29 protein-coding genes are annotated in these 24,507 nt (G+C 70.1%); 19 read left to right on the top strand and 10 right to left on the bottom strand.

Translation table 11 applies throughout. The features are described from left to right. Nucleotides 1-80: 80 nt before the first annotated feature. Nucleotides 81-887 carry an MmyB family transcriptional regulator gene (locus BJ963_RS14440; protein WP_179457302.1) on the bottom strand — a complete coding sequence of 269 codons (807 nt, stop codon included), beginning with the start codon at nucleotides 885-887 and terminating at the stop codon, nucleotides 81-83. A 96-nt stretch (nucleotides 888-983) separates the two neighbouring features. Then, entirely contained in the window at nucleotides 984-1,796 is an 813-nt protein-coding gene (locus BJ963_RS14435) for an aquaporin (RefSeq protein WP_179457301.1), read from the bottom strand. 144 nt (nucleotides 1,797-1,940) lie between these two features. On the opposite strand from BJ963_RS14435, the gene BJ963_RS14430 reads away from it, so the two are divergent. Further along, a complete protein-coding gene (locus BJ963_RS14430) occupies nucleotides 1,941-2,450 on the top strand; it encodes a hypothetical protein (protein ID WP_089916153.1) in 510 nt (169 codons plus the stop codon). Nucleotides 2,451-2,471: 21 nt separating this feature from the next. Here BJ963_RS14430 and BJ963_RS14425 read toward each other — a convergent pair whose 3' ends face one another. Further along, nucleotides 2,472-3,176 (bottom strand): Pr6Pr family membrane protein, encoded by a 705-nt coding sequence (locus BJ963_RS14425; RefSeq protein WP_179457300.1) that lies wholly within the window; start codon nucleotides 3,174-3,176, stop codon nucleotides 2,472-2,474. Between the two features lie 96 nt (nucleotides 3,177-3,272). Here BJ963_RS14425 and BJ963_RS19565 point away from each other — a divergent pair, with 96 nt between their 5' ends. Together BJ963_RS19565 and BJ963_RS14415 are read left to right on the top strand one after the other, a co-directional pair. Then, a complete protein-coding gene (locus BJ963_RS19565; protein ID WP_179457299.1) occupies nucleotides 3,273-3,875 on the top strand; it encodes a DUF308 domain-containing protein in 603 nt (200 codons plus the stop codon). A gap of 26 nt (nucleotides 3,876-3,901) precedes the next feature. Further along, on the top strand, nucleotides 3,902-4,201 hold the full coding sequence (locus BJ963_RS14415; protein WP_343037291.1) for a hypothetical protein: 300 nt from the start codon (nucleotides 3,902-3,904) through the stop codon (nucleotides 4,199-4,201). Nucleotides 4,202-4,213: 12 nt separating this feature from the next. Here the strand turns inward: BJ963_RS14415 and purB are convergent, their stop codons facing one another. Together purB and BJ963_RS14405 are read right to left on the bottom strand one after the other, a co-directional pair. Continuing rightward, on the bottom strand, nucleotides 4,214-5,593 hold the full coding sequence (purB, locus tag BJ963_RS14410) for an adenylosuccinate lyase (RefSeq protein ID WP_089916164.1): 1,380 nt from the start codon (nucleotides 5,591-5,593) through the stop codon (nucleotides 4,214-4,216). A 69-nt stretch (nucleotides 5,594-5,662) separates the two neighbouring features. Next, nucleotides 5,663-6,049, bottom strand: a complete 387-nt coding sequence (locus BJ963_RS14405) for a phage holin family protein (RefSeq protein ID WP_089917084.1) — start codon at nucleotides 6,047-6,049, stop codon at nucleotides 5,663-5,665. Nucleotides 6,050-6,151: 102 nt separating this feature from the next. On the opposite strand from BJ963_RS14405, the gene BJ963_RS14400 reads away from it, so the two are divergent. From BJ963_RS14400 to BJ963_RS14340, 13 genes are all read left to right on the top strand, one after another. After that, on the top strand, nucleotides 6,152-7,261 hold the full coding sequence (locus BJ963_RS14400; RefSeq protein ID WP_343037290.1) for a pyridoxal phosphate-dependent aminotransferase: 1,110 nt from the start codon (nucleotides 6,152-6,154) through the stop codon (nucleotides 7,259-7,261). Between the two features lie 4 nt (nucleotides 7,262-7,265). Further along, nucleotides 7,266-8,405 (top strand): pyruvate dehydrogenase (acetyl-transferring) E1 component subunit alpha, encoded by a 1,140-nt coding sequence (pdhA, locus tag BJ963_RS14395; RefSeq protein WP_089916170.1) that lies wholly within the window; start codon nucleotides 7,266-7,268, stop codon nucleotides 8,403-8,405. A 374-nt stretch (nucleotides 8,406-8,779) separates the two neighbouring features. Beyond that, nucleotides 8,780-9,739, top strand: a complete 960-nt coding sequence (locus tag BJ963_RS14390) for an alpha-ketoacid dehydrogenase subunit beta (protein ID WP_179458161.1) — start codon at nucleotides 8,780-8,782, stop codon at nucleotides 9,737-9,739. Nucleotides 9,740-9,798: 59 nt separating this feature from the next. After that, nucleotides 9,799-11,250 carry a dihydrolipoamide acetyltransferase family protein gene (locus BJ963_RS14385; protein WP_179457297.1) on the top strand — a complete coding sequence of 484 codons (1,452 nt, stop codon included), beginning with the start codon at nucleotides 9,799-9,801 and terminating at the stop codon, nucleotides 11,248-11,250. Between the two features lie 98 nt (nucleotides 11,251-11,348). Next, entirely contained in the window at nucleotides 11,349-12,251 is a 903-nt protein-coding gene (locus BJ963_RS14380; RefSeq protein WP_179457296.1) for a metal ABC transporter solute-binding protein, Zn/Mn family, read from the top strand. Next, nucleotides 12,248-13,108 carry a metal ABC transporter ATP-binding protein gene (locus BJ963_RS14375; RefSeq protein ID WP_179457295.1) on the top strand — a complete coding sequence of 287 codons (861 nt, stop codon included), beginning with the start codon at nucleotides 12,248-12,250 and terminating at the stop codon, nucleotides 13,106-13,108. Before BJ963_RS14380 ends, BJ963_RS14375 begins: the two co-directional genes overlap by 4 nt. After that, on the top strand, nucleotides 13,105-13,995 hold the full coding sequence (locus tag BJ963_RS14370) for a metal ABC transporter permease (protein WP_179457294.1): 891 nt from the start codon (nucleotides 13,105-13,107) through the stop codon (nucleotides 13,993-13,995). The genes BJ963_RS14375 and BJ963_RS14370 overlap by 4 nt, the downstream gene beginning before the upstream one ends. Nucleotides 13,996-14,001: 6 nt before the next feature. Continuing rightward, nucleotides 14,002-14,418, top strand: a complete 417-nt coding sequence (locus BJ963_RS14365) for a Fur family transcriptional regulator (RefSeq protein ID WP_179457293.1) — start codon at nucleotides 14,002-14,004, stop codon at nucleotides 14,416-14,418. A gap of 138 nt (nucleotides 14,419-14,556) precedes the next feature. Then, nucleotides 14,557-14,793 carry a 50S ribosomal protein L28 gene (gene rpmB / locus BJ963_RS14360; protein WP_018188988.1) on the top strand — a complete coding sequence of 79 codons (237 nt, stop codon included), beginning with the start codon at nucleotides 14,557-14,559 and terminating at the stop codon, nucleotides 14,791-14,793. 2 nt (nucleotides 14,794-14,795) lie between these two features. After that, nucleotides 14,796-14,963 carry a 50S ribosomal protein L33 gene (gene rpmG, locus BJ963_RS14355; RefSeq protein WP_089916186.1) on the top strand — a complete coding sequence of 56 codons (168 nt, stop codon included), beginning with the start codon at nucleotides 14,796-14,798 and terminating at the stop codon, nucleotides 14,961-14,963. A 2-nt stretch (nucleotides 14,964-14,965) separates the two neighbouring features. Beyond that, nucleotides 14,966-15,271, top strand: a complete 306-nt coding sequence (gene rpsN, locus BJ963_RS14350) for a 30S ribosomal protein S14 (protein ID WP_089916189.1) — start codon at nucleotides 14,966-14,968, stop codon at nucleotides 15,269-15,271. A gap of 246 nt (nucleotides 15,272-15,517) precedes the next feature. Further along, the gene (locus tag BJ963_RS14345) at nucleotides 15,518-15,802 is read left to right on the top strand and encodes an HU family DNA-binding protein (RefSeq protein ID WP_018188985.1); all 285 of its coding nucleotides are present in this window, start codon (nucleotides 15,518-15,520) and stop codon (nucleotides 15,800-15,802) included. Between the two features lie 174 nt (nucleotides 15,803-15,976). Next, nucleotides 15,977-17,887: a bifunctional copper resistance protein CopD/cytochrome c oxidase assembly protein gene (locus tag BJ963_RS14340; RefSeq protein ID WP_218857629.1), complete on the top strand. Its 1,911-nt coding sequence runs from the start codon at nucleotides 15,977-15,979 to the stop codon at nucleotides 17,885-17,887. A gap of 48 nt (nucleotides 17,888-17,935) precedes the next feature. On the opposite strand, the gene BJ963_RS14335 is transcribed toward BJ963_RS14340, so the two are convergent. After that, nucleotides 17,936-18,982, bottom strand: a complete 1,047-nt coding sequence (locus tag BJ963_RS14335; RefSeq protein ID WP_179457291.1) for a hypothetical protein — start codon at nucleotides 18,980-18,982, stop codon at nucleotides 17,936-17,938. A gap of 93 nt (nucleotides 18,983-19,075) precedes the next feature. Between BJ963_RS14335 and BJ963_RS14330 the strand changes: the two genes are divergently transcribed. Both BJ963_RS14330 and BJ963_RS14325 read left to right on the top strand, forming a co-directional pair. Continuing rightward, the gene (locus BJ963_RS14330; RefSeq protein ID WP_179457290.1) at nucleotides 19,076-20,389 is read left to right on the top strand and encodes an ATP-dependent DNA helicase; all 1,314 of its coding nucleotides are present in this window, start codon (nucleotides 19,076-19,078) and stop codon (nucleotides 20,387-20,389) included. A 37-nt stretch (nucleotides 20,390-20,426) separates the two neighbouring features. Continuing rightward, nucleotides 20,427-20,780 carry an FHA domain-containing protein gene (locus tag BJ963_RS14325; protein ID WP_089916200.1) on the top strand — a complete coding sequence of 118 codons (354 nt, stop codon included), beginning with the start codon at nucleotides 20,427-20,429 and terminating at the stop codon, nucleotides 20,778-20,780. Nucleotides 20,781-20,808: 28 nt separating this feature from the next. Here the strand turns inward: BJ963_RS14325 and BJ963_RS14320 are convergent, their stop codons facing one another. Further along, nucleotides 20,809-21,351 carry a hypothetical protein gene (locus BJ963_RS14320; RefSeq protein WP_179457289.1) on the bottom strand — a complete coding sequence of 181 codons (543 nt, stop codon included), beginning with the start codon at nucleotides 21,349-21,351 and terminating at the stop codon, nucleotides 20,809-20,811. A gap of 29 nt (nucleotides 21,352-21,380) precedes the next feature. Further along, complete coding sequence (locus BJ963_RS14315) at nucleotides 21,381-21,794, bottom strand: DUF4383 domain-containing protein (protein ID WP_089916205.1); 414 nt, start codon at nucleotides 21,792-21,794, stop codon at nucleotides 21,381-21,383. A 164-nt stretch (nucleotides 21,795-21,958) separates the two neighbouring features. Between BJ963_RS14315 and BJ963_RS14310 the strand changes: the two genes are divergently transcribed. Beyond that, a complete protein-coding gene (locus tag BJ963_RS14310) occupies nucleotides 21,959-23,227 on the top strand; it encodes a serine hydrolase domain-containing protein (RefSeq protein WP_179457288.1) in 1,269 nt (422 codons plus the stop codon). A gap of 13 nt (nucleotides 23,228-23,240) precedes the next feature. On the opposite strand, the gene fliW is transcribed toward BJ963_RS14310, so the two are convergent. Both fliW and flgL read right to left on the bottom strand, forming a co-directional pair. Continuing rightward, a complete protein-coding gene (fliW, locus tag BJ963_RS14305) occupies nucleotides 23,241-23,624 on the bottom strand; it encodes a flagellar assembly protein FliW (RefSeq protein ID WP_179457287.1) in 384 nt (127 codons plus the stop codon). After that, the gene (flgL, locus tag BJ963_RS14300) at nucleotides 23,621-24,505 is read right to left on the bottom strand and encodes a flagellar hook-associated protein FlgL (RefSeq protein ID WP_089916213.1); all 885 of its coding nucleotides are present in this window, start codon (nucleotides 24,503-24,505) and stop codon (nucleotides 23,621-23,623) included. The genes fliW and flgL overlap by 4 nt, the downstream gene beginning before the upstream one ends. Nucleotides 24,506-24,507: the final 2 nt, after the last annotated feature.

The raw sequence follows: 24,507 nt of genomic DNA, 5'->3' as shown, positions 1-24,507 counted from the left end.
GCAGGTTCCATTACATCGGTCGCGGACTCGGTTGTCGATTCCTGAGGTGCGAGACCGCCGTCGTCGCCCTCAGCGAGCCCCTAGTCCGGCTGGGCCGCGAGGTAGGCGAGCACGGCCGCACCCGGGGTGTTCGGCGGAGCGAAGGTCGTCGTTAGGACATACCCGGGGCGGCCGGGGATCTCGAGATTCTGAAAGGTGAGGTCGACGACACCGAAGCCGTCGAAGGAAGCCTGCGTGACGCCGTCGGCCAGTGGCCACGCATCGTGTCGCGGCCAGACCCGGGCGAAGACAGGGCTCAGCGCGGACAACTCGTCGACGACCTGATGGAGGCGGGGGTCGAGCGGGTGGCTGTGGAAACGGAGAGCAGCGGCCAGGTGGATCGCGGACTCCTCGTCATCGTCGGCGCCCGCGCGCGAGCGGTCGAGGAAGAAGCTCACCACGTTGTTCTGCCCGACATCGAGGAGCCCTCGGCCGATGCGGCGGGCGAGGACGTTGGAGGCGACGATGTCGTGGTTGCCGTCCGTGATGTACGCGGCGGTGTGCTTCCAGTGGTCGAGCAGTGCGAGAAGGCTCTCGTCCGGGCCCGTGACGGGGTTCGCTGGAGAATCTTCGGCGTACGCGATCCGGAACAGGTAGTCCATCGCGAAGTGGTCGAGTCGAAGGGCGCGGCCGAGGGCGCTGAGCACCTGTTCGGACGGGCGCTGGTCCCTCCCCTGTTCCAGCCGCAGGTAGTAGTTCTCGCTGACGCCGGCGGCGGCCGCCACCTCACTCCTTCGGAGGCCGGAGACCTTGCGGTTCGACGCCCGGACGATGCCGAGGGACTCGGGCGGGGTCACGGCCCGGCGGGCGCGAAGATACTCGCCCAGTGCCGACGCACGCGTGACCACAGGGGCCCCTCTCGAAAAAAGCAAGTTCTTTCAAGTTCGAAATAATACACGGCGGGACCCGACCACGCCCGGGGCCGGGGCGTGAACGGCGCGCCGTCAGTCGGCGATCGGAAGATCCGCCGCGCTGCGCACCCGAGCCGCGGTCGCGCCGGCGGATCGGCGCGCCAGAGCCGCGCATCCGCCGACCACGGCCGCCCCGAGAAGGGGAGCGACGATCGACAGCCACAGCTCTCCGAGCGCTGTCGGGCCGCCGTAGACCGCCGTCGCGATCGAGCGAGCCGGGTTGAAGGAGCCGTTCGACACCGGGATCGCCACCAGCGCGACCACCGTCAGCGTGAAGCCGATCGCGACCGGAGCCACCGCAGGATTCCGCTCGTCACCAGTCACCAGGAGGACCACGGCGGTGAGGACGGCGGTGGTCACGACCTCGATGAGGAACGCCGCCCACCAGCTGTATCCGCCGGGTGACAGCGGACCCCATCCGGTGGAGGCGAAGCCGGCCGCGCGGGATGCGGCGGCGAATCCGCTCGGACCGCCGGCGGCCACTCCCACGAGCAGGCTCGACGCGAGCAGGCCTCCGACGATCTGCGCGCCGACGTAGCCGGGCGCGAGCTTCCAGGAGAAGCGTCCGGAGAGCGCGAGACCGATCGTCACCGCCGGATTGAAATGCCCGCCCGAGACCGGGCCGAAGGCGTACGCGCCGGCCAGGACGCTGAGCCCCAGCGCCAGCGCGACTCCGAGGAAGCCGACACCGGCCCCGTGCACGTTCGTCGCGCCTGCGTCGAGGACGGCGGTGCCGACGACGCCGAAGACGAGGACGAAGGTTCCGGCGGCCTCCGCGAGGTACCTGGCGTACGACGCCTTCCGCGACGCCGGGGCGCCGGTCGTTGTTCGCGTGCTCGTGTTCATCGGAGTCCCCTCGATCGCGGATCACCGTGACCGTATCCGGCGGGGCCATCACCGCGTTACGACGACCGTCGGAAGACGTGCCGACGTCACCGGATCATCCTCCAGGAGGACGCGCGATCGGCGCCGATGGCGTTCACTTGACGCATGATCGGCATCCTCCTCCCGGTGCTGCAGGGCGCGGGCAGTGTCGCGCTCGCATTCGTCGCGTTCGCGCTCGCGTTCACCTGGCCCGCGCTGCTGGCGCCGCTCGTCCGGCTGCGGACCGAGGCGGCGCGACTCGCCGGGTTCGCGGGCCTGGGGCTGGTGCTCGTGCTTGCGGCATCCCTGATCTACGCGACGCCCGGGGTTCTGCTGCGTGACCCGGTGGGGCTGCTGCTCGCTTTCCCCGTCGCCGCGCTGTGGCTGATCGGCGCTGCCGGCCTGCTGGTCCGGGGGGTCGTCCTGGGCGGCGCCGCCCGCGGCATCTCGATCGCATTCGCGGTGGTCGCGGGATGCGGCGCACTCGCGGGCATCGTCTCGGCGGTTCTCGTCCAGCACGGTGTCCCGGACACGGTGACGCCGACGGGCGCGTTCCTGCTCGCGGTCGGCGCGCTCGCCGCGGTCGTGTTCTGGGCGCGCGCAGAAGAGCCGGATCCGCGGCCCGCGATCGGCTGACCTCCGCCGACAGCGGGGCGCTCACGCCTCGGCGGCAGCCGCCGCGTCGGGCAGGGGCCGGGCGCCTCGCCAGCGGCGTGAGATCCAGACGACGCCGTATCCGGCGGCCAGGATCACGACCGCGATCAACACCACGTAGAAGGCGACGGACAGGTAGCCGTTCTGGCTCGTGTGCGGATTGAGGAACGGGTACGGGTACCACGGAGACGTGCCCGTGACCGGCTCGGCGGCGAACGGTGCGCGGATCAGCGTGTACAGCGCCCAGACGATCGGGAAGACGGCGATCCCCCATACGGCGCGCAGCCGCAGCGGCGAGCGGCCGGGGGCGAACAGCCAGTCGATCAGGAGATAGGCGGGCGCGATCACGTGCAGCACCTCGTTCGACCAGCCGACGGTCGTGCCCTGCGCGAGCGAGATGTTGCGCAGCAGCAGGTTGTAGACGACGCCGGTCGTGACGAGGTAGGTGACGGAGGCGGCGCGCAGCCCGGTGAACCATCCGGGGTCGTCCCCGGTGCGCACCACCAGCAGCACGGCGCCGATGCCGAGCACGACGACGCCCAGCACATTCGAGTCGATCGTGAAGAAGCTGAAGAAGTTCGCAACCAGGCCGGCGATGTTCCCGCCCCGGTCGCCGATGGATCGGATGCTGGTCGCGAGCTGGACGACGACCGCAGCCAGAGTGAGAAGGAAGAACACCGCGCGGAGAACCGCGAAACCGATCCGCATGCCGCGATCGTAGCGAGCGGGCGGCCGTCGGTGGGCGAACGCGCAGGAACGCGCCGACTAGAATGGTTGGCGAATCCCGTATGAAAGAGGGCCTCCGTGGCTACCGCCGTCCCTGCCCAGCATTCCGACATCCACGCGCACAGCCGGTACTGGGTCGTCCCCGCCGTCCGCGCCGTCGTGGCCCTGGCCGCCGCAGCGGTCATCACGTTCACGCGGGATGCGCACACGGCGACGTTCGGGCTCATCGTCTTCGGGGCCTTCGCCATCGTCGACGGGCTGGCGACCGGTGTGCTGAGCGCCCTTCTGGCCGGGCGCCGCATCACCCGCGTCCTGTTCGCCGTTCAGGGGGCGATCGGCGTGATCGCCGGAGTTCTCGCCCTCGCGCTGTCGTCCTCGGGGCTGGGTCTCTTCCTGTACCTCGTCACCGTGTGGGCGGCGCTGACCGGCATCCTCGAGCTCTACAACGGCGTCCGCGAACGCGGCCGTGACGCCGCCGCCCGCGACTGGCTCATCACCGGCGCCCTCACCGCCGTGCTCGCCCTCGTCCTGCTGTTCGCCCCCGCCGATGCGGTGCTCGCGATCGGGCTGTTCGGCGCGTGGGCCGTCATCGTCGGCGTCTTCCAGGGGATCGGCGCAGCGACGCTTCGAGGCGCCGCACGCGATCGGACCCCGTCGCACGGATCGGAGAGCGGATCGTGAGCCGGCGCAGTGACAAGGACCCGAAAGTGAACCAGGGACTTCAGCCGACCCGCCGCGACCGCTTCCTGCCCGTCGAGCTTCTCGGCATCTCCGCCGGGCTCGCCGTCTTCGTCGGCCTCATCGTGCTGGTCGCGACGCGGGAGTTCGTGCTCGCGGGAGTCGGCCTCGGCGTCACCTTCATCGTCACGGTCGTCCTGCTCGCGCTGTTCGCCCTCGCCTTCAAGCCGACCGAGGCCGAGGTGGAGGACATCCACGAGCAGGATGCGGAAGCCCGCGCCAAGGCGCAGGCCCGCGCGGAGGGCGACGACCGCCCCCGCGGTCACTGACCTCCGCGACGCCTACAGGTAGTCGACCAGCTCCGAGGCGAGGCCGATGTAGCCGGCCGGCGTGAGCGCCAGGAGCCGGTTCTTCGCGGCCTGGCCGATCTCGAGCCCGTTCACGAACTCGGTCAGCGCCGCGTGGTCGACGCGCTTGCCGCGCGTCAGCTCCTTCAGCAGCGCGTACGGGTCGGTGATGGTCGAGCGGCCGGCGGTGACCTCGGCACGGATCACCGTCTGGATGGCCTCCGCGAGCACCTCCCAGTTGGCGTCGAGGTCGTCCGCGAGAGCCTGCCGGTCGATCGCGATCTGGCCGAGCCCGCGCTCGATGTTGTCGAGGGCGAGGAGGGAGTGGCCCAGACCGACGCCGATGTTGCGCTGCGTGGTCGAGTCGGTGAGGTCGCGCTGCAGGCGGCTGGTGACGAGCGTCGCGGCCAGCGAGTCGAGCACGGCGCTGGAGAGCTCCAGGTTGGCTTCGGCGTTCTCGAACCGGATCGGGTTCACCTTGTGCGGCATCGTCGACGACCCGGTCGCTCCCGGCTCCGGGACCTGCCGGAAGTAGCCGAGCGAGATGTACGTCCAGATGTCGGTGCACAGGTTGTGCAGGATGCGGTTGGCGTGCGAGATGCGCGAATACAGCTCCGCCTGCCAGTCGTGCGACTCGATCTGCGTGGTCAGCGGGTTCCAGTCCAGGCCGAGGCTCTCGACGAACTCGCGCGAGATGCGGGGCCAGTCGGCATCCGGGTCGGCGACGAGGTGAGCGGCGAAGGTGCCCGTCGCTCCGCTGAACTTGCCGAGGTGCACACCGCCCTCGATCTGCTCGCGCACGCGCTCGAGGCGGTGCACGAAGACCGCCAGTTCCTTGCCCATGGTGGTCGGCGTCGCCGGCTGCCCGTGCGTGCGGGCGAGCATCGCGTCGTCGCGGTACTGCTTCGCCTGCGCGCGGAGCTCGCCGATGACCGCGCGGAACTTCGGAAGCCACGACTCGCGCACGGCCGCGCTCACGGTGAGGGCGTAGGAGAGGTTGTTGATGTCCTCGCTGGTCGCCGCGAAGTGCGTGAGCTCGGCGATGTGGTCGAGGCCGAGCGCGTGCAGTCGCTCGCGCACGAGGTACTCGACCGCCTTCACGTCGTGCCTGGTCGTCGCCTCCAGCTCGGCGAGCCGGTCGATCTCCGGCTGTCCGAAGTCGTCCGCGAGCGCCCGGAGCGCCGCCTTCTGCTCGCCGGTCAGCGGCGAGGAGCCGAACATCCGGTGCTCGGTCAGGTAGATCAGCCAGTCGACCTCGACCTGCACGCGCGCGCGGTTGAGGCCGGCCTCCGACAGGTGGTCGCCGAGGCCGAGCACGGCGGACCGGTAACGGCCGTCGAGGGGGCTGAGCGGCTGGGGAGGCAGGGCGGACATGGTGCTCCTCGCGGGATCAGGCGGCGGGTACCCCACCATTCTCCCGCACGCGCGCGGCGGCCGAGGACGTCAGTCGCGCCGGGCGGGCCGGATCAGCAGCCCGAGCAGCCACGCGATGATGCCGAGGACGAGCGCACCGAGCACGCCCCACCAGAAGCCGTCGATGTGGAGACCGAACCCCATGGCATCGCTGATCCACGACACGATGAACAGCAGGAACGCGTTCACGAGCAGCGAGATGAGCCCCAGCGTGAGGATGTACAGCGGGAACGCGACCACCCGGATGACCGTGCCGACGATCGCGTTCACCAGGCCGAAGATGAGCGCGATGAGCAGGTAGGTCAGCACCGTCGCGGTGGTGTCCGGAGCGTACGGGTGCACGCTCACACCGCTGACGATCAGCGTCGTGAGCCAGAGGGCGAGGGCGTTGACGATCAGTCTGAGCAGGAATCGCATGACGCCATCCTTCCAGTGACCGGGTCCGCGGTACAGGGGTGCGTCGTCCACGGGATCCCGGGAATTCCTCCAGCGGTATGCGGGCGCGGCTAAGTTGGGTCTGTGAGTTCGGATGACACGCTCGGCGTGAGACTACGGCCCGAGATCGTCGCGGTGCCCGCCTACAAGCAGGGCCGCCCGGCACCGGCGGACGGATTCAAGCTGTCGAGCAACGAGAACCCCTTCCCGCCCCTGCCCTCGGTCGTCGAGGCGGTCGCGGCGACTCTGCGCGACCTGAACCGGTACCCGAACGCCGGCGGCGCCGACCTGCGCGAGCGCCTCGCCGAGCGGCACGGCGTCGGCGTCGGCCAGGTCCACCTCGGCAGCGGCTCGGTCGCGCTGCTGTCGCAGCTGATCTCCGCTGCGGCCGGCGTCGGCGACGAGGTCGTGTACTCCTGGCGCTCCTTCGAGGCCTACCCCGGGCTCGTGACCGTCGCGGGCGCGACGAGCGTGCAGGTGCCCAACCGTCCGGACGGCAGCCACGACCTGGATGCGATGGCCGCCGCGATCACCGACCGCACGCGCGTCGTGATCGTCTGCACGCCCAACAACCCCACCGGCACCATCGTGACCACCGCCGATTTCGAGGCGTTCATGGAACGCGTGCCCTCCGACCTGCTGGTGCTCCTCGACGAGGCCTACTACGAGTTCGTCACCGACGACGCGGCCGTCGACGGCATCCCCCTGCTCTCGCGCTACCCCAACCTCGTCGTGCTGCGCACCTTCTCGAAGGCATACGGGCTCGCGGCACTGCGCATCGGCTACGCCGTCGGTCCGCAGGCGGTGCTGGATGCGGCCCGCTCCGCCGCCATCCCGCTCTCGGTGACGGACGCATCCCGCGTCGCGGCCCTCGCCTCCATCGACGCGGAGGATGAGCTCATGGAGCGCGTCGCCCGCCTGGCGATGCGCCGCGACCGGCTCCGCGACGCGCTGCTCGAACAGGGCTGGGCGGTTCCGGAGGCGCAGGGTAACTTCGTCTGGCTCGCGACGGGCGAGCAGACCGTCGAGGCGAACGACGCCTTCTTCGACGCAGGTCTCACGGTCCGCGCCTTCCCGCCGGAGGGCATCCGCATCAGCGTCGGCGAGGAGGAATCTGTGGACAAACTCCTGCAGGTCGCGGGCGATCTTGTGCGGAACCTACCAAATGGGCACCCCGGCAAGCGGTTAGGTTAGACAGGTGGTTGCGACGAACGAGATCCCGCGCCCGGCGAACACCGTCCAGCTGCTGACCGCTGACGGCCGTTTCCAGCCGAGCGAGACGTCGGCCGAATACCTCCCCTACCTGGAGCGGCTCGACGAGAACGACTACCGCCGCTTCTACCGCGACATGGTGCGCGTTCGCGCGTTCGACCATGAGGCGGCGAACCTGCAGCGGCAAGGGCAGCTCGGGCTCTGGGTGCCCAGCCAGGGCCAGGAGGGCGCCCAGGTCGGCTCCGCGCATGCCGCGAAGCCGCAGGACCACCTCTTCCCCTCCTACCGCGAGCACGTGGTCGGCATGGTCCGGGGCATCGACCCGATCGGGATCATCGGACTCCTCCGCGGCACGACGCACGGCGGGTGGGACCCGACCGACCCGGCCGTCGGCAACTTCCACCTCTACACGCTGGTCATCGGCTCGCAGACCCTGCACGCCACCGGCTACGCCATGGGCATGAAGCTCGACGGCAAGGTCGGCACGGGCGACCCGTCGAAGGACGAGGCGTCCATCGTGTACTTCGGCGACGGAGCCACGAGCCAGGGCGATGTCAACGAGGCGTACGTCTTCGCCGCGAGCTACCAGACCCCGCAGGTGTTCTTCCTGCAGAACAACCACTGGGCGATCTCGGTGCCGGTGAGCACCCAGTCGCGCACCCCGCTCTACCTGCGCTCGAGCGGCTTCGGCATCCCCGGCGTCCAGATCGACGGCAACGACGTCCTCGCGGCCTACGCGGTGACCGCCAAGCACCTCGACGACGCCAGGAACGGCGAGGGTCCCAGCATGATCGAGGCGCTGACGTACCGGATGGGCGCGCACACCTCCAGCGACGACCCCAGCAAGTACCGCACCGACGAGGAGCTGGCCTCCTGGGCCGAGCGCGACCCGATCCGGCGCTTCCGCGTGTTCCTCGAGGAGCAGGGTGTCGGGCAGGGCTTCTTCGACAGCGCGGACGAGGAGGCGGCCGACCTCGCCGCCGACATCCGGAGGCGCACGCTCGAACTGACGCCTCCCTCTGTCGCGTCGATGTTCCAGCACGTCTACAGTGAGCCGCATCCCGTGACGGACGAGCAGCGACGGTGGCTCGAGGAGTACGAGGCATCGTTCGGAGGTGACGCATGAGCGACGTGAGGAGCGAGGCGGAGTACGTCGAGGCCGAGCTGATCGAGAGCCCGGGTGACCAGGCCGGGACGCGCGAGGGCGACGGGTCCGTCGACGGCGCATCGCTCGACACGCAGGCGATCGATGTCGTCGAGATCGTGGAGAGCGACCCCGGCTCGCGCGTGCTCGAGGAGCACGTCGCCGAGCAGGAGTGGACGCGCGAGTTCGTGATCGACGACGACGAGGACGCCCGGCAGGAGACCGCGCAGGCCGACCTGCAGGCCTCTGCCGAGGTCGGAGAGGCGGCGGCCGAGGCCGAGCACGCCGGTCCGGCGGTCGCGGAGTCCGAGCCCGCCGCGGATGCGGCCCCCGAGCCGCGCATCCAGTCCCTTCCGATGGTCAAGGCGCTCAACGCCGGTCTGCGCCGGGCGCTGGCCGACGACCCGCGCGTCATCCTGATGGGCGAGGACATCGGCCCGCTGGGCGGCGTGTTCCGCGTGACGGAGGGCCTGCAGAAGGAGTTCGGGCCGCAGCGGGTGATGGACACCCCTCTCGCCGAGGCGGGCATCATCGGAACGGCGATCGGTCTCGCGATGCGCGGGTACCGTCCGGTGGTCGAGATCCAGTTCAACGGCTTCGTCTTCCCCGGCTTCGACCAGATCACGACGCAGCTCGCCAAGATGACCAACCGCCACAGCGGACGGATCCCGTTCCCGGTCGTCATCCGCATCCCCCACGGCGGTCACATCGGAGCCGTCGAGCACCACCAGGAGGCGCCGGAGGCCTACTTCGCGCATACCGCCGGCCTGCGGGTCGTCGCACCGTCGACGCCGCATGACGCGTACTGGATGATCCAGGAGGCGATCCGTTCGGACGACCCCGTCGTCTTCTTCGAGCCGATGAGCCGCTACTGGCCGAAGGGCGAGGTCGACGTCGTCGAGAACCCGACGCCGCTGCACGCCAGCCGGGTCGTCCGCACCGGGACCGACGCGACCATCGTGGCGTGGGCCGGCATGGTGAGCGTCGCCCTGCGCGCAGCGGAGCTCGCCGCGGAGGAGGGCCGCAGCCTCGAGGTCGTCGACCTCCGCTCGCTCTCCCCCGTCGACTACGGTCCGGTGATCGCATCCGTGCAGAAGACCGGCCGGCTCATCGTCGCCCAGGAGGCGCCGAGCAACGTCTCGGTAGGCTCCGAGGTCGCGGCGACGGTGGCCGAGAAGGCGTTCTACTCGCTGGAGGCGCCCATTCTCCGCGTCTCCGGCTTCGATGTCCCCTTCCCGCCGGCGAAGCTCGAGGAGATCTACCTCCCCGACGCCGACCGCATCCTCGAGGCCGTCGACCGGGCGCTCGCCTACTGACGCCCGGCGCATCCACCGGCGGCAGAGCCCGCCGAGAGACTGACAGAGAGAAGTCGCACATGAGCGAGTCCCAGTTCCTCCTGCCCGATGTGGGCGAGGGCCTGACCGAGGCGGAGATCGTCTCGTGGAAGGTGACCCCGGGCGAGCAGGTCGCGGTCAACCAGGTGATCGTCGAGATCGAGACTGCGAAGTCGCTCGTCGAGCTGCCGTCCCCGTTCGAGGGAACGGTCGGCGAACTCCTCGTCTCGGAGGGCCAGACCGTCGAGGTCGGCACCCCGATCTTCACCGTCACGGCCGGCGGCGAGCCGGTCGAACCCCCCGCGCGCGAGCCGGAGCCCGCCGAAGAGGTCGCGGCCGACACCGCCGCGAGCGTCTCCCACGAGGACGAGCCGAAGCCGGGCGCCGTCCTGGTCGGCTACGGATCCGCCGGCCACGGGACCAGTCGCCGCCGCCGGGTCTCGCACCCGGGGACGGCGTCGATCCCTGTGTCGTTCTCGGGCTCGGTCGCGCAGCAGCCGGCACCCGCCGCGCCCGCCCCGGCGGCGGCCGCTCCCGCCGCGCCGGCCACACAGCAGGCGCCCGCCGCGCCTGCGCCCGCCGCCCCGGCGCACACCGCTTCGGCGCACACCGCTTCGGTGCCGCACGCCGGCGGCCCGGTCATCGCCAAGCCCCCCGTTCGCAAGCTCGCCAAAGACCTGGGCGTCGACATCACCGTCGTCACGCCGACGGGCCCGGTCGGCGACGTCACCCGCGACGACGTGCTGCGCGAGGCGTCGCAGGTCACCGTGTTCCGCAACATCCAGACGCCGGAGTGGCCGAACGACCGCGAGGAGCGCATCCCCGTCAAGGGCGTCCGCAAGGCGATCGCCAACGCCATGACCTCGAGCGCGTTCAGCGCTCCGCACGTGAGCCTGTTCGTCGACGTGGATGCGACCCGCACCATGGAGTTCGTCAAGCGCCTCAAGAACTCGGCCGACTTCGCCGGCGTCAAGGTGTCGCCGCTGCTGATCATGGCGAAGGCGATCATCTGGGCCGTGCGCCGCAACCCCACCGTGAACTCGGCGTGGACGGACGAGGAGATCATCGTCCGCCACTACGTGAACCTCGGAATCGCCGCGGCGACCCCGCGGGGGCTCATCGTGCCGAACATCAAGGAGGCGCAGGGCATGACCCTGCTCGAGCTGGCGCGCGCCCTCGAGCAGCTGACCCTGACGGCCCGCGACGGCAAGACGCCGCCGGCCGACATGAGCGGCGGAACCATCACCATCACGAACATCGGCGTGTTCGGGATGGACACCGGCACGCCCATCCTGAACCCCGGCGAGGTCGGCATCGTCGCCCTCGGCACGATCAAGCAGAAGCCGTGGGTCGTCGACGGCGAGGTGCGTCCCCGCTACGTCACCACGCTGGGCGCCTCGTTCGATCACCGGGTCGTGGATGGCGACGTGGCGTCGCGCTTCCTGGCCGACGTCGCGTCGATCATCGAGGAGCCGGCGCTCCTCCTCGATTGAATTTGACAATCATTTTCAATAAGCCGTAGCCTGAGCCGGTGCCCGCGACCGCGGGCATCCACTTCTCGACGTCGTTCGCGACTTAGACAGGCTCATCCATGAAGACGCGTTCCCTCGTCTCCGCTCTCACCGCGGCCGCCATCGCCCTGACCCTGGCCGGCTGCTCCTCGTCGTCGGCGGGGTCCGACGACGGCACCCTTCGCGTCGTCGCCAGCACCGACGTGTACGGCGACATCGCCACCACCATCGGCGGCGACGCCGTTCACGTCACCTCCCTCATGACCGACCCGGCCCAGGATCCGCACTCGTTCGAGGCCAGCGCGCAGAACCAGCTCGCCGTCTCCAAAGCCGACGTCGTCATCGAGAACGGCGGAGGCTACGACGACTACATGCAGACCCTCGTGAAGGGCGCGAAGAACAGCGACGTGAAGGTTCTGAACGTCGTCGACCTGTCGGGCAAGAAGCCCGTCGGCGGCGAGCTCAACGAGCACGTCTGGTACGACTTCCCGACCGTCTCGACCTTCGCCGGCGCGCTCGCCGACGCCCTGGGCGCCGCCGACCCGTCGAAGAAGGCGACCTTCGAGAAGAACGCCGCTGCCTTCACCGAGAAGGTCTCCGCCCTCGAGGCGACGGAAGCCGACCTGAAGGCGTCGTACGCCGGTGAGGGCGTCGCCATCACCGAGCCCGTGCCGCTCTACCTGCTCGACGCCATCGGGCTCGTCAACAAGACGCCCGAGAAGTTCAGCGCGGCGATCGAGGAGGAGACCGACGTCTCCCCGGTCGTGCTGAAGGACACCCTCCAGCTGTTCAGCGGTCACGAGGTGAAGCTCCTCGCCTACAACGAGCAGACCACCGGCGCCGAGACCGAGAAGGTGCTGTCCGCCGCGAAGGCCGCGGGCATCCCCGTGGTGCCGGTCACCGAGACCCTCCCCGCAGGAACGCACTACATCGAGTGGATGCGCGGCAACCTGGACGCCGTGAAGGACGCGCTGGCGAAATGACCGAACCGCTCGAACGCGTGCCCGTCCCCGACGCCAGGGATGTGGTGCTGCGCCTGCGCGATGCGTCCCTCGGCTTCGGCGACCGCACGCTGTGGAGCGGGCTCGACCTCGACGTGCACGCGGGCGAGTTCGTCGCCGTGCTCGGGCCGAACGGCTCGGGCAAGACGAGCCTGCTGCGGACGATCCTCGGGCAGCAGCGCCTCGACAGCGGCGAGATCGCGTTCGAAGGCCACCCCGTGCGCCGCGGCGACCGCCGCATCGGCTACATCCCCCAGCAGAAGCTCATCCCCGCCGGAACACCCATGCGCGCCCGCGACCTCGTCGCCCTCGGCGTCAACGGGCACCGCTGGGGCCTCCCGCTCCCCCGGCGCTCCGACCGGGAGCAGGTCGACCGGCTCATCGACTCCGTCGGCGCTCGCCGCTATGCGGACACGGCCGTCGGCTCGCTGTCCGGCGGCGAGCAGCAGCGGCTGCGCGTCGCGCAGGCGCTCGCGGGCGACCCGGCGCTCCTGCTCTGCGACGAACCGCTGCTGTCGCTCGACCTGCAGCACCAGCGCGGCGTGAGCGAGCTCATCGACCGTCGCCGCCGCGAACACGGGAGCGCCGTCGTCTTCGTGACCCACGACGTCAACCCGGTGCTCGGGATGGTCGACCGCGTCCTCTACCTGGCCGGCGGCCGCTTCCGCACCGGCACCCCCGACGAGGTGCTGCGCAGCGAGGTGCTGACGGACCTGTACGGGACGCCGGTGGACGTCATCCGCAGTCGCGGGCGGATCGTCGTCGTCGGCATCCCCGACGCCGAGACGCACGACCCCCACATCCACACCCGCGCAGAGCACCCGGAGCCGGCCGCATGATGCACCTGGATCTCTGGCAGCAGCTGTTCGACTTCACCGACTACGGCGAGCTGCTCCTGCTGGTGAAGAACTCCATCTTCGCCGGAGCCGTCCTCGGCATCGTCGGCGGTCTGATCGGCGTCTTCGTCATGCAGCGCGACATGGCGTTCGCGGTGCACGGCATCAGCGAGCTCTCCTTCGCCGGCGCGGCGATCGCCCTCCTGTTCGGCGTCAACGTCGTGGCGGGTTCGCTCGCCGGATCGCTGGTCGCGGCCGTGCTGATCGGCCTGCTCGGCGCGAAGGCGCGCGACCGCAACTCGATCATCGCCGTGCTGATGCCCTTCGGCCTGGGCCTCGGCATCCTGGCGCTGGCCCTCTATCCCGGCCGCAGTGCGAACAAGTTCGGGCTGCTCACCGGCCAGATCGTGTCGGTCGACGACCCGCAGCTCGGCTGGCTGCTGGTCATCGGCGCCATCGTCCTGATCGCCCTGCTGCTGATGTGGCGGCCGCTGACCTTCGACAGTCTGGATGCGGACGTCGCGGCCTCCCGCGGCGTCCCGACCCGGTTCGTCGCGCTCGCCTTCATGGTGCTGCTCGGCCTGGCCGTCGCGGTGTCCGTCCAGATCGTCGGCGCACTGCTCGTGCTCTCGCTGCTGGTGACGCCCGCCGCCGCGGCCATGCGCATCTCGTCGTCGCCTCTGGGCGTCCCCGTGCTGAGCGTGGTGTTCGCCCTGGTGTCGGTGGTGGGCGGCATCCTGCTCGCCCTGGGCAGCGCCCTCCCGATCAGCCCGTACGTGACGACCATCTCGTTCCTGATCTACGTCGTCTGCCGCATCGCCGGCGGGCGGCGTGCGCGACGACGCGGTGCGGCGACCGCTTCTCGGCGACTCGTGAGCCAGGCGGGCTAGCCTGGGATGGTGAAGCGGAACACCTGGCAGCGGGAAGCCGTCCGCGAGGCTCTGACCTCGACGGAGGGCTTCATCAGCGCGCAGGGCCTGCACCTGAGCCTGCACGAGGCGGGCTCCCCCATCGGCCTGGCGACCGTGTACCGCGCGCTCGCCGACCTCGCTTCCGAGGGCGACGCGGACTCGCTCCAGTCGCCGGAGGGCGAGAGCCTCTACCGCGCGTGCACGACCGGGCACCACCACCATCTGATCTGCCGCAACTGCGGCCTGACGGTCGAGATCGAGGCGGATGCGGTCGAGCAGTGGGCGCGGCAGGCGGCCGCCGCCCACGGGTTCACCCAGGCGCAGCACGTCGTCGACGTCTTCGGGTTGTGCGCGTCCTGCACGGCCACGAGCGATTTGGCCGGCACCGCGTCCATGCCGTAGCATGGATGTTTGGCTGAGTGGGCTCCTCCCGCTCAGATCGTACGAGAAACCCCCATCACGAAAGCGACGGGGAAGTCGCGTGCCGACAAGTGACCTTGGGTGGTGCCGTCCGGCACCACGGTATTGGAGAAGAAAGCAATGGCAGCAGTGTGCCAGGTGACTGGAGCCGTTCCCGGCTTCGGTCACAACATCTCGCACTCGCACCGTCGCACGAAGCGCCGGTTCGACCCGAACATCCAGAAGAAGACGTACTACGTTCCGTCGCTTCGCCGTAACGTCACCCTGACGCTGAGCGCCAAGGGCATCAAGGTCATCGACGCCCGTGGCATCGAGTCCGTCGTCAAGGACCTCCTGGCTCGTGGGGAGAAGATCTAAGCATGGCGAAGCAGCAGGACATCCGTCCGATCATCAAGCTCCGTTCGACGGCGGGCACCGGGTACACCTACGTGACCCGCAAGAACCGTCGCAACGACCCCGACCGACTCGTGCTCAAGAAGTACGACCCCGTAGTGCGCAAGCACGTCGACTTCCGAGAGGAGCGCTAAACATGGCCAAGAAGTCAAAGATCGCCAAGAACGAGCAGCGCAAGGTCATCGTCGAGCGCTACGCCGCGAAGCGCGCCGAGCTGAAGAAGGCCCTGGTCGACCCGAACGGGACCGACGAGTCCCGCGAGGCCGCCCGCATCGGCCTGCAGAAGCTCCCCCGCGACGCCTCGCCGATCCGCGTGCGCAACCGCGACGCGGTCGACGGCCGTCCGCGCGGAAACCTCAGCAAGTTCGGCATCTCGCGTGTCCGTTTCCGTGACATGGCGCACCGCGGCGAGCTGCCCGGCATCACCAAGTCGAGCTGGTAACCCAGCGCGACGACGCCACTCGAGGGGCGTCCGGCTTCGGCCGGGCGCCCCTTCGCCGTCCCCGGAGGGATGCGCGAAGCTGCGCATCCGGTCCGATGTGGGTGAAAGAGCGCGAAGTTCCGCGTGTTTCCGCGGGTTTCTGATACATTCAAGGCGGTCAACCGACCAAACGTTACGGCCCCCTGTGGCCTCAACCGTTCCACAAGAAAGCTGTAGATCCAGCACAAGGTCCGAGGAGGACACTCAATGGCTGACAACCTGAACAAGACCGAGCTCGTTGCTGCCGTCGCTGCGGCGTCGGGTCAGAGCCAGGCCACCGTCTCGAGCGTCGTCGACGCGTTCTTCAGCACCATCAGCGAGACCGTCGCCAAGGGCGGCAAGGTCACCATCCCCGGCTGGCTCGCCGCCGAGCGCAGCGAGACCGCTGCCCGCACCGGCCGCAACCCGCAGACCGGCGAGGAGATCTCGATCCCGGCCGGCCACCGCGTCAAGCTGACCGCGGGCTCGAAGCTCAAGGCTGCCGTCAAGTAGTCCTTCCCAGCTTTGCCCGAAGGCGGCGCCGCATCACGCGGCGCCGCCTTCGTCGTGTCCGCGGCCGGGCAGCCTGTGGGCGGCCGTCCAGGGCGGGGGACGTAGGCTGGACGGGTGCCTCGAATCCTCCGCGTGATCGGCCCTGCCGCGCTGCTCCTCGCAGCCGTGGCGGCGATGATCGCCGCCCTCGCGTTCGGCGGAGGTGCCGCGGCCCCGCTGCTCGCGGACCCGGGCGCTCTCGTGCGGTGGGGACTCCCGGCGGCGACCCTCGTGGTCAATCTGAGCCTGGCGGGCACGGTGGGCGCGCTCGTCCTGGCGTGCTTCGCGTTCAGCCCGGATCGCGACGAGTACGGCAACGCACTCGACTTCGCCGCGGGCAGCGCCGCGGTGATGACGGTCGCCTCCGCCGCGACGGGCCTGCTCACGTTCGTCAGCGTGTCGAATGTGCCCTGGTCGTTCGATGCGACGTTCAGCAACGGGCTGAGCTCGTTCATCACGAGCGTGTCGCTCGGCCAGGCGTGGCTCGGGATCACGCTCATCGCCGCGGCCGTCACGGTGCTCTGCTTCGCCGTGCGCAATCAGACCGCGATCGTCTTCGTCACCCTGCTGGCCATGGCGACCGTCGTGCCGATGGCGCAGCAGGGCCACAGTGCCGAGGCGGCCGGTCACGACGCCGCGGTGACCTCGTTCGGACTTCACGTGCTGTTCGCGGCGATCTGGCTGGGCGGCCTGGTGACGCTCATCGTGGTCAAGCAGCGGCTGGGGAACGGGCGTCTCGTCACCGTCCTCGAGCGCTACTCGACGGTCGCGCTGATCTGCTTCGTCGTCGTGGCGGCCTCGGGGTACGTCAACGCCGAGCTCCGCGTCGGAACGCTCGCCGAGCTGGCGACGCCGTACGGCATCCTGGTGCTGGTCAAAGTCGCCGCGCTGGTCGTGCTCGGCCTCTTCGGTCTCGCCCAGCGGCGCTACTTCATCGGGCGGCTCAAGCAGTCCGGCGAGCCGCGGAGCTTCTGGTGGATCGTCGTGGCCGAGCTGGCGTTCATGGGCATCGCGTCCGGTGTCGCCGCAGCGCTCGCCCGAACGGTCACGCCGGTGCCGGAGACGCGCGCGGCCACCCCGACGCCCGCCGAGATCCTCACGGGCGAGAAGCTGCCTCCCGCTCTCACCTGGGACCGCCTCTTCACGTCGTGGAACTTCGACCTGCTCTGGGTGCTCGCCTGCGCTTTCGGCCTGTTCTTCTACTTCGCCGCGGTCTGGCGGCTGCGGAAGCGCGGCGATAAGTGGCCGATCTACCGCACGGTGCTGTGGACGCTGGGCATCGTCCTGCTCTTCTACATCACCAACGGCGGCGTCAACGTCTACGAGAAGTACCTCTTCTCGGCGCACATGTCCGCCCACATGGTGCTGACGATGGGCGTGCCCCTGCTGCTCGTCCCCGGTGCCCCGATCACGCTGGCGGCGCGGGCGATCCGGAAGCGCCGCGACGGCTCGCGCGGCGGCCGCGAGTGGCTGCTGCTCGCGGTGCACTCGCGCTTCGCGTCGGTGATCTCCAACCCGATCGTCGCGGCGGTCCTGTTCGCCGGCTCGCTCTGGGTCTTCTACTACACACCCGTCTTCCGCTGGGCGACGACCGACCACATCGGGCACGAGTGGATGATCGTGCACTTCCTGATCACCGGCTACCTGTTCGTGCAGTCGCTGATCGGCATCGACCCGGTCAAGTACCGGCTGCCGTACCCGTTCCGGCTGCTCCTCCTGCTGCTCACGATGGCGTTCCACGCCTTCTTCGGGCTTTCGATCATGCAGATGCACGGCCTGCTGCTCGCGGACTGGTTCGGCGCGATGGGCCGCATCTGGGGCGACTCCCCGCTGGTCGACCAGCAGGCCGGCGGCGGGATCGCGTGGAGCATCGGCGAGATCCCGACCGTCATCCTCGCCATCGTCGTGGCGATCCAGTGGAGCCGCAGCGACGAGCGCGAGACGAAGCGGCGCGATCGGAACGCGGACCGGACGGGCGACGCCGAGCTGAACGCTTACAACGAGCGGCTGGCGCGCATGGCCGACCGCGATCGCGTCTCCCGCTGATCCTCCCGCGGCTCCCGCGGCGCCCGAGAGCGTCTGGGGATCCCGCGGCTACTGCTCCTGGGCGACGACGATGTCGAGCGAGCCGTCCGAGCGGATGGTGACGCTGCTGAGACTCATGGCGAACGGCTCCGGGTCGCTGCGCGGGGTGACCGTTCCGTCGAACAGCGACTGGACGGTCACATCGAGGTGGGCGACGCCGACCATCCGGCCGGTGACCCATCCCGCGTCGCCCGCCTGCAGCCGGACGTCGGGGTAGGTGTCGATCGACCACGACGGATCGCCCTGGACGCGGTCGTCGATCTCGACGCCGAACGGGCACCCGGCCGGCTGGAGCACGTGCTGTTCCGCGCACCGGTCGAGGAAGCCGTCGACCTGTTTCTGCACCGCCGAGGTGAACGCGCGGGTGGGCTGGGCATCCACCGTGGTCTCGGTGATCCGCCCGGGGGAGGCGGACGCGGTGACGGGCGAGGCGCGGACATAGCGCGAATCGTGCCGGAGCTCGAGGGGCGCGAGCGGAAGCACGAGGTAGTCGGCCGAGAGCGTGAAGGCGTCAGCGGGCTGATCGGGCGATGCCGCCCGCGGGCTCACCGTGTGCCCTCCCACGGTGAACGTGGAGGCGTGGGCGACCGTGATGCGCGCGACGCCGACGGGAGGGGAGGCGAACGCCCAGGTGGGAAGGATGCCGAGGACGGCGCCGGTCTGCCGCACGCGGAAGGTGGCGGACACCGGGTCGCCGTTCGCGACCGCTGTGACGACGACCGTATGGACGCCGTCCGCTCCGGCGGTGTCGGAGGCGACGGCGACATCGCGCACGGCCGGCAGGATGTCCGACCGCAGCAGCTCGCGGGAGGCGTCGCCGGGGAGGCGGGCGGCCGTCAGGGCCGAGGCGGTCGGATCCGCTCCGGGCATCGCGAGCGCCGTGGGCACGTCGTGCGACGCGATGGACTGGGCGAAGGCGGCGACGAACCCGCTCGGGCTGTAGTACGCACGCTGCACCGCCCCGAGGGCCGCCAGGAAAGCGACGATGAGGAGGATGCCGACACCCGACCAGAGGAGGACGGCGCGTCGGTGCGCGTGCGCATCCCCCACAGCCATGAGGCCATCCTAGGGTCCTGTGGATGAGCGGCCCCGGGACGCTGCGCCGGGTTAGAGTAGTCCGGCAGGTCGGGCGACACGGAAGGGGCGGGGATGGGCCGGCTTTCCCTCTCGCCGGAGCAGCAGGCGGTGTACGAGCTCATCGAGCACACCCGCGAGCATGTCTTCGTGACCGGCCGTGCCGGAACCGGCAAGTCGACGCTGCTCAACCACCTCTCCTGGAACACCGAGAAGTCCATCGTGATCTCGGCCCCGACGGGTGTGGCCGCCCTGAACGTCGGCGGCCAGACCATCCACTCGTTGTTCCGTCTGCCGATCGGTGTCATCGCCGACCACGCCATCGACCAGAGCGCCGAGCTGCGCAAGCTGCTGAACAGCATCGACACGCTCGTCATCGACGAGGTGTCGATGGTCAACGCCGACCTGATGGATGCGGTGGACCGCAGCCTGCGCCAGGCGCGCCAGCGCGCCGGGGAGCCGTTCGGGGGCGTCCAGGTCGTGCTGTTCGGCGATCCGTACCAGCTGGCGCCCGTGCCGGGCGACCGCGAAGAGCGCGCCTACTTCGCCGACACCTACCGCTCGATGTGGTTCTTCGACGCGCGCGTGTGGCAGGAGACCGACCTGCGGATCGTCGAGCTGCTGCAGGTGCACCGTCAGCACGAGTCCGACTTCCGGTTCATGCTCAACGCGGTGCGACACGGCCAGGTGACCAAGGAGATCGCGGACCGCCTCAACGAGGTGGGCGCCCGGCCGGCACCCGACGACGGCACCATCACCCTCGCGACCCGCAACGACACGGTGAACCGCATCAACGCGCACGCGCTGGAGCGGCTGCCGGGCCGCGTGCTCACGGCGAAGGCCGAGGTCAGCGGCGACTTCGGCGGGCGCAACTACCCGGCGGACGAGTCACTCGAGCTCAAGGTGGGCGCCCAGGTGATGTTCCTCCGCAACGATGTCGGGCAGGGCGACGGGCCGCGCTGGGTGAACGGCACCATCGGCACGGTGACGCGCATCGACTCCAACGTCTACGTGGATGTGGACGGGGAGGTGCACGAGGTCGAACCGGCGATCTGGGAGAAGTTCCGTTACACCTGGTCGCCCGAGACGAAGAAGCTGACGAAGGACGTGGTGGCGGAGTTCACGCAGTTCCCGCTGCGGCTGGCCTGGGCGGTCACCATCCACAAGTCGCAGGGCAAGACGTACGACGCGGCGATCGTCGACCTCGGCACGCGCGCGTTCACCTCGGGCCAGACCTATGTCGCCCTGAGCCGGATCACGACGCTCGAGGGGCTCTACCTGACGAGACCGCTGCGGCCGAGCGACATCACGGTCGACCCGGACGTCGAGCGCTTCATGCGCGATGCCCGGCCGGTGACGATGCCGGTCGCCGGCGCGCAGGCCGGATGACGAGAACCCTGATGGCGGAACGGGAGAGGGGCCGGACGTGGCGGTGACCTTCGTGCTGGACTTCAGCGACGGGCAGCATGTCGAGACGAGCGGCAACGGTGTGATCGGCCGCAATCCGGCCGTGCACACGCCGGGCACCGAGATGGACGACCCGGGCCACGTCCAGCTGATCACGATCCAGGACGACGTGAAGTCGGTGTCCCGCGCCCACCTGGCGTTCGGCCAGTACGACGGCGTGTTCTGGGTGATGGACCTGGGGTCGGCCAACGGCACGACAATCACGTACCCGGGCGAAGGCACGTTCGCCTGCGACCCGAACACGCGGCACGAGGTCGACCCCGGGTCGATCGTGCGGTTCGGCGGGGAGTCCTTTGCGCTGACCCGTCGCTGACTATGCGCTGACCCCGCGCTGGCGAGCGTCAGTGGTGCTGGTGCACCGTCACGGCGGCGATGCCGGCGTCGGTGAGCCCGAGCGCCGGGATGGTGACGGCGCACACCGCGCACGCACTGAGCGCGAGGGCGATGAAGAAGCGCAGTCCGCCCTGGTCCGGCCGGGGATTGCCGGAACGGAGGACGACAGCGGCGGTCGCCGCGACGGCGACGTCGAGGAGGGAGGCCGCGCCCATCGGGATGAGCGGGAGCGCGAGCACGGTGCCGCCGGAGGCCGTTGCGCCGGCGATCGCGAGCGCCGCCCACATCCCGACGGGCAGCAGGGCGAGGGCGGGGACAAGCCGGAACGCCGGCGGGCGATCCCGTGCGAGGGTGGCGACCGCCCATCCCAGCTCCGCGACGGCGAGCAGGAGGAAGCCGGCCAGCAGGGCAGGGGGTGCGCTGGGGGCGAGCGCCGCGTGAAGCAGCCCCGCCCCCAGAGCGGCCACGGCGAGGAAGGCGCGGGTCGCCGAGCCCACCGCGACGGCCGTTGTGGCCGAGGCGACGGGGGTGGTCCGCAGCGTTCCTGTCATCCTGCTCATGGGAGCCGTGGCCCCGCCGGTCAGGCGGCGGCCGTCGTGGCGCGCGTTCCGCGGTCGGCGCCGAGGCCGGTTCCGAGGAGGACGATCGCGCTCACCAGGTGGAGGAAGTGGTCGGGCGTGTTCAGAGCGAGGATGTTCGCGCCCGTGCCGACCAGGAAGAAGCCGACGATGCCGAGGAGGAGGTAGACCGCTCCGATCGTGGTGTTCACGGCCTTGGCGGCGGCGACGCGGGTCAGGCCGGCGATCAGCAGGGCCGCGCCGATGAGGAGGTGGGCGATGTTGTGAAGCGGGTTGACCTCGAAGATGCCCAGGAGCAGACCGCCCTTGGTGGCGACGAAGCCGACGCCTCCGGTGACAGCGAACCCGAGCAGCCCCACCAGCAGGTAGACCGCTCCGAAAATAGTGGCGACGAGCCGGTTCGGAGATGTGCGCATTGTCTGTTCCTTCCATAGGACGGCGCACGGACGCGCGCCTCACTTGTCCATTCGCAGCATCGACCCGATCGGATTGCGGCCACAGCCCCTTGCGCGACGGAAGGGTTTCTGCCGCACGTTACAATCGCTGGACACGCAGGGCCGACACCGCGGGGGTTGTATCGATGCGACGACACACGACGTTCGGGCGGATCGCGCTCGCCGCGACCGCGGGACTCGTGGCGCTCGTCCTCTCGGCGTGCACCTCCACGGCCGGAGCGAAACTGCCCGAGCAGCAGAAGGGCGGATTCGACGGAGCCGTCGAGAAGCGGCTCTCGGCGGCGATCACCGACGCCATGACGCTCGCGGACGCCTCCGCCGGTTTCGCCGGCGTCTGGGCGCCCTGGGCCGGATCGTGGACGACGGCGCAGGGCACGACGACCCGCGGAGGATCGAAGCCCGTCAGCGAGTCCATGCGCTTCCGTGTCGGCCAGAACACCACGCCGATGACCTGCACGGTTCTGCTGCAACTCGTCGACGAGGGCGAGGTCGGACTCGACGATCCGCTCACCAAGTGGCTGCCCGGGCTGGTCGGGGTGGAGGGCGTCACACTCCGCGAGCTCTGCCAGGACACCTCGGGAATCGGCGACTATGTCGCGCAGCTCAACCCGGAGTTCCTGATGAACCCGACGCGCCAGTGGCCCGCGCTGGAGCTGGCCAGCGATGGGATCGCGATGCAGCGCGTCGGCAAACCCGGAGAGAAGTGGGGCCGCTCGTCCACGAATGCCGTGCTCCTCGGCATGGCCCTGCAGAACGCGACGAGCCGCAGCTGGCAGGACCTCTACAAGCACTACATCTTCGACAAGCTCGGGATGACAGCGAGCTCCCTGCCGGAGAGTGCGCAGTTCACGGTTCCCGGACCCCATGCCGCCGGCTACTCGGCAGGGCTGGACGGGGCGGGCGCCATCGTCTGCGAGCCGATGCGCGACGTCAGCAGCATGTCGCCGTCGCAGGGGTGGACCGCGGGCGGAGTGGTCTCGACCGTCTCGGACATGAAGGCCTTCGGGCAGGCGCTCGCGTCCGGCAGCCTCCTCAGCGAGAAGTCGCGCGCTGCCCAGGCCGACGGAATCGCGATCGGCCAGTCGTGGGAGCGCTATGGGCTCGGGATGGAGCTGCTCGGACCCCTGCGCGGGAGCAGCGGTGCGGTGCCGGGCTACCTCTCGGCGGTGTACACGGACCCGGCGTCGGGTCTGACGATCGTGGTCGCGCTCAACAACTCGACGGCCGGGCCGGGATTCGCCCAGCTCCTGGCTCAGCGCCTCGCCTCCATCGTCTCCAAGACGCCGGCGAAGGAGAAGGGCGCGAAGGTCGTCGCCTCGCTGCCCTGGTCGGAGCAGCAGACGGTCGATGCGTTGACGAAGGCGGCGCCCTGCCCGGCGAAGAAGGCCGGATAGCCGGCCAGGAGGACTAGGCCCCGGCCAGCTCCGCCAGTTCCGCACGCACGGGGAACGCGTCGTCGTCGAGCACCAGCTGCAGCGCCGCCCCGCTCGCCCGGTTGACGATGACCGGCGCCATCAGGTTGACGGTGCTGCCCTCGCGCGACGGCGTGACGACGACGAGCAGCAGCGCGTCCGCCGCCTCGGCGATGCCGAGCTCGGCGGCGCGATCGTCCGGCAGCTCCGGGGAGTAGCCCGGCAGGTGCCGCTCCGCGTCGATCGTGAACAGCCGGATCTCGGGCCGCTCGACGGAGGCGAGCGTGTACAGGCCGTCCGCGCCGGCGACCGGGTCGAGGTCGAACGCGTCCAGGGGCTCCAGTCCGGGCGGCGGGGTGAGGAAGCGGACGGCGCTCACCGGAGGAAGTCCATCAGGGTCGGCTGCAGAACGCGGGCCGTGACGGCGATCGCGGTCTGGTAGTTCACGTCCTGGGTCTTGAGGTCGAGGATCACCTTGCTCAGGTCGACGTCCTCGAGAGACGAGCGCTGGCCTTCCAGCGCGTTGGCCCCGACGGCGAGGGTGTCCTTGGCCTTGTCGATCCGGGTCTGCCGGCCGCCGACCTCCGCGTGCTCTCCCACGATCGCCTTCATCCTGTCGTCGATCTCCGCGAGGCGCGGGGTGACGTTCACACCCGTGCGGAGGTCGTTCACGGTGTTGTCGATCAGCGCGAACACCGACGACGAGCCGGTTCCGAAGACCGCGGCGCCGTCCGCATCCACCCGCACCGTGGTGTCGGGGCCGATCCTGCGCTCCACTGTACTTCCCGCCGTCCCGGTGAACGAGTAGTCCGGCTGGAACGCGACGCCCGCGTCCGAGTTGCCCGCGAACACCGTGCGGCCGAGGTAGGTGGTGTTGGCGAGCGACAGGAGGCTCTTCTTCAGGCCGTCGAGCTCCGTCGCGATCGACTCCTTCGCCTCGGGCGACATGGCGCCGTCGTTCGCTCCCTGCAGGGTGAGGTCGCGGACGCGGCGCATGAGCGTCTCGACGGAGGTGAGAGCGGAGTCGGCCGTGGTCAGCCAGGCGTCGCCGTTGCCGACGTTGCGCTGATACTGCGCCGTGGCTGCCGCATCCGACCGGACGCCCATGGCGCTGGCCGTCGCCGTGGGGTCGTCCGACGGCTTGTTGAGCAGCCGGCGGCTGGTCGCCTGGTCGTACAGCTGCGCCTGGCGCTGCAGGCTGAGCTGCAGGTTCCGCTGGGCGTTGAGAGTCTGGGTGGCGTTGGTCACGCGGCTGATCACGG

Source organism: Leifsonia soli (assembly GCF_013408745.1).
GTDB classification, from domain to species: Bacteria; Actinomycetota; Actinomycetes; order Actinomycetales; family Microbacteriaceae; genus Leifsonia; species Leifsonia soli.
The sequence above is the reverse complement of the archived record's forward strand: the minus strand, read 5'-3'. Positions and strand labels throughout refer to the sequence as shown.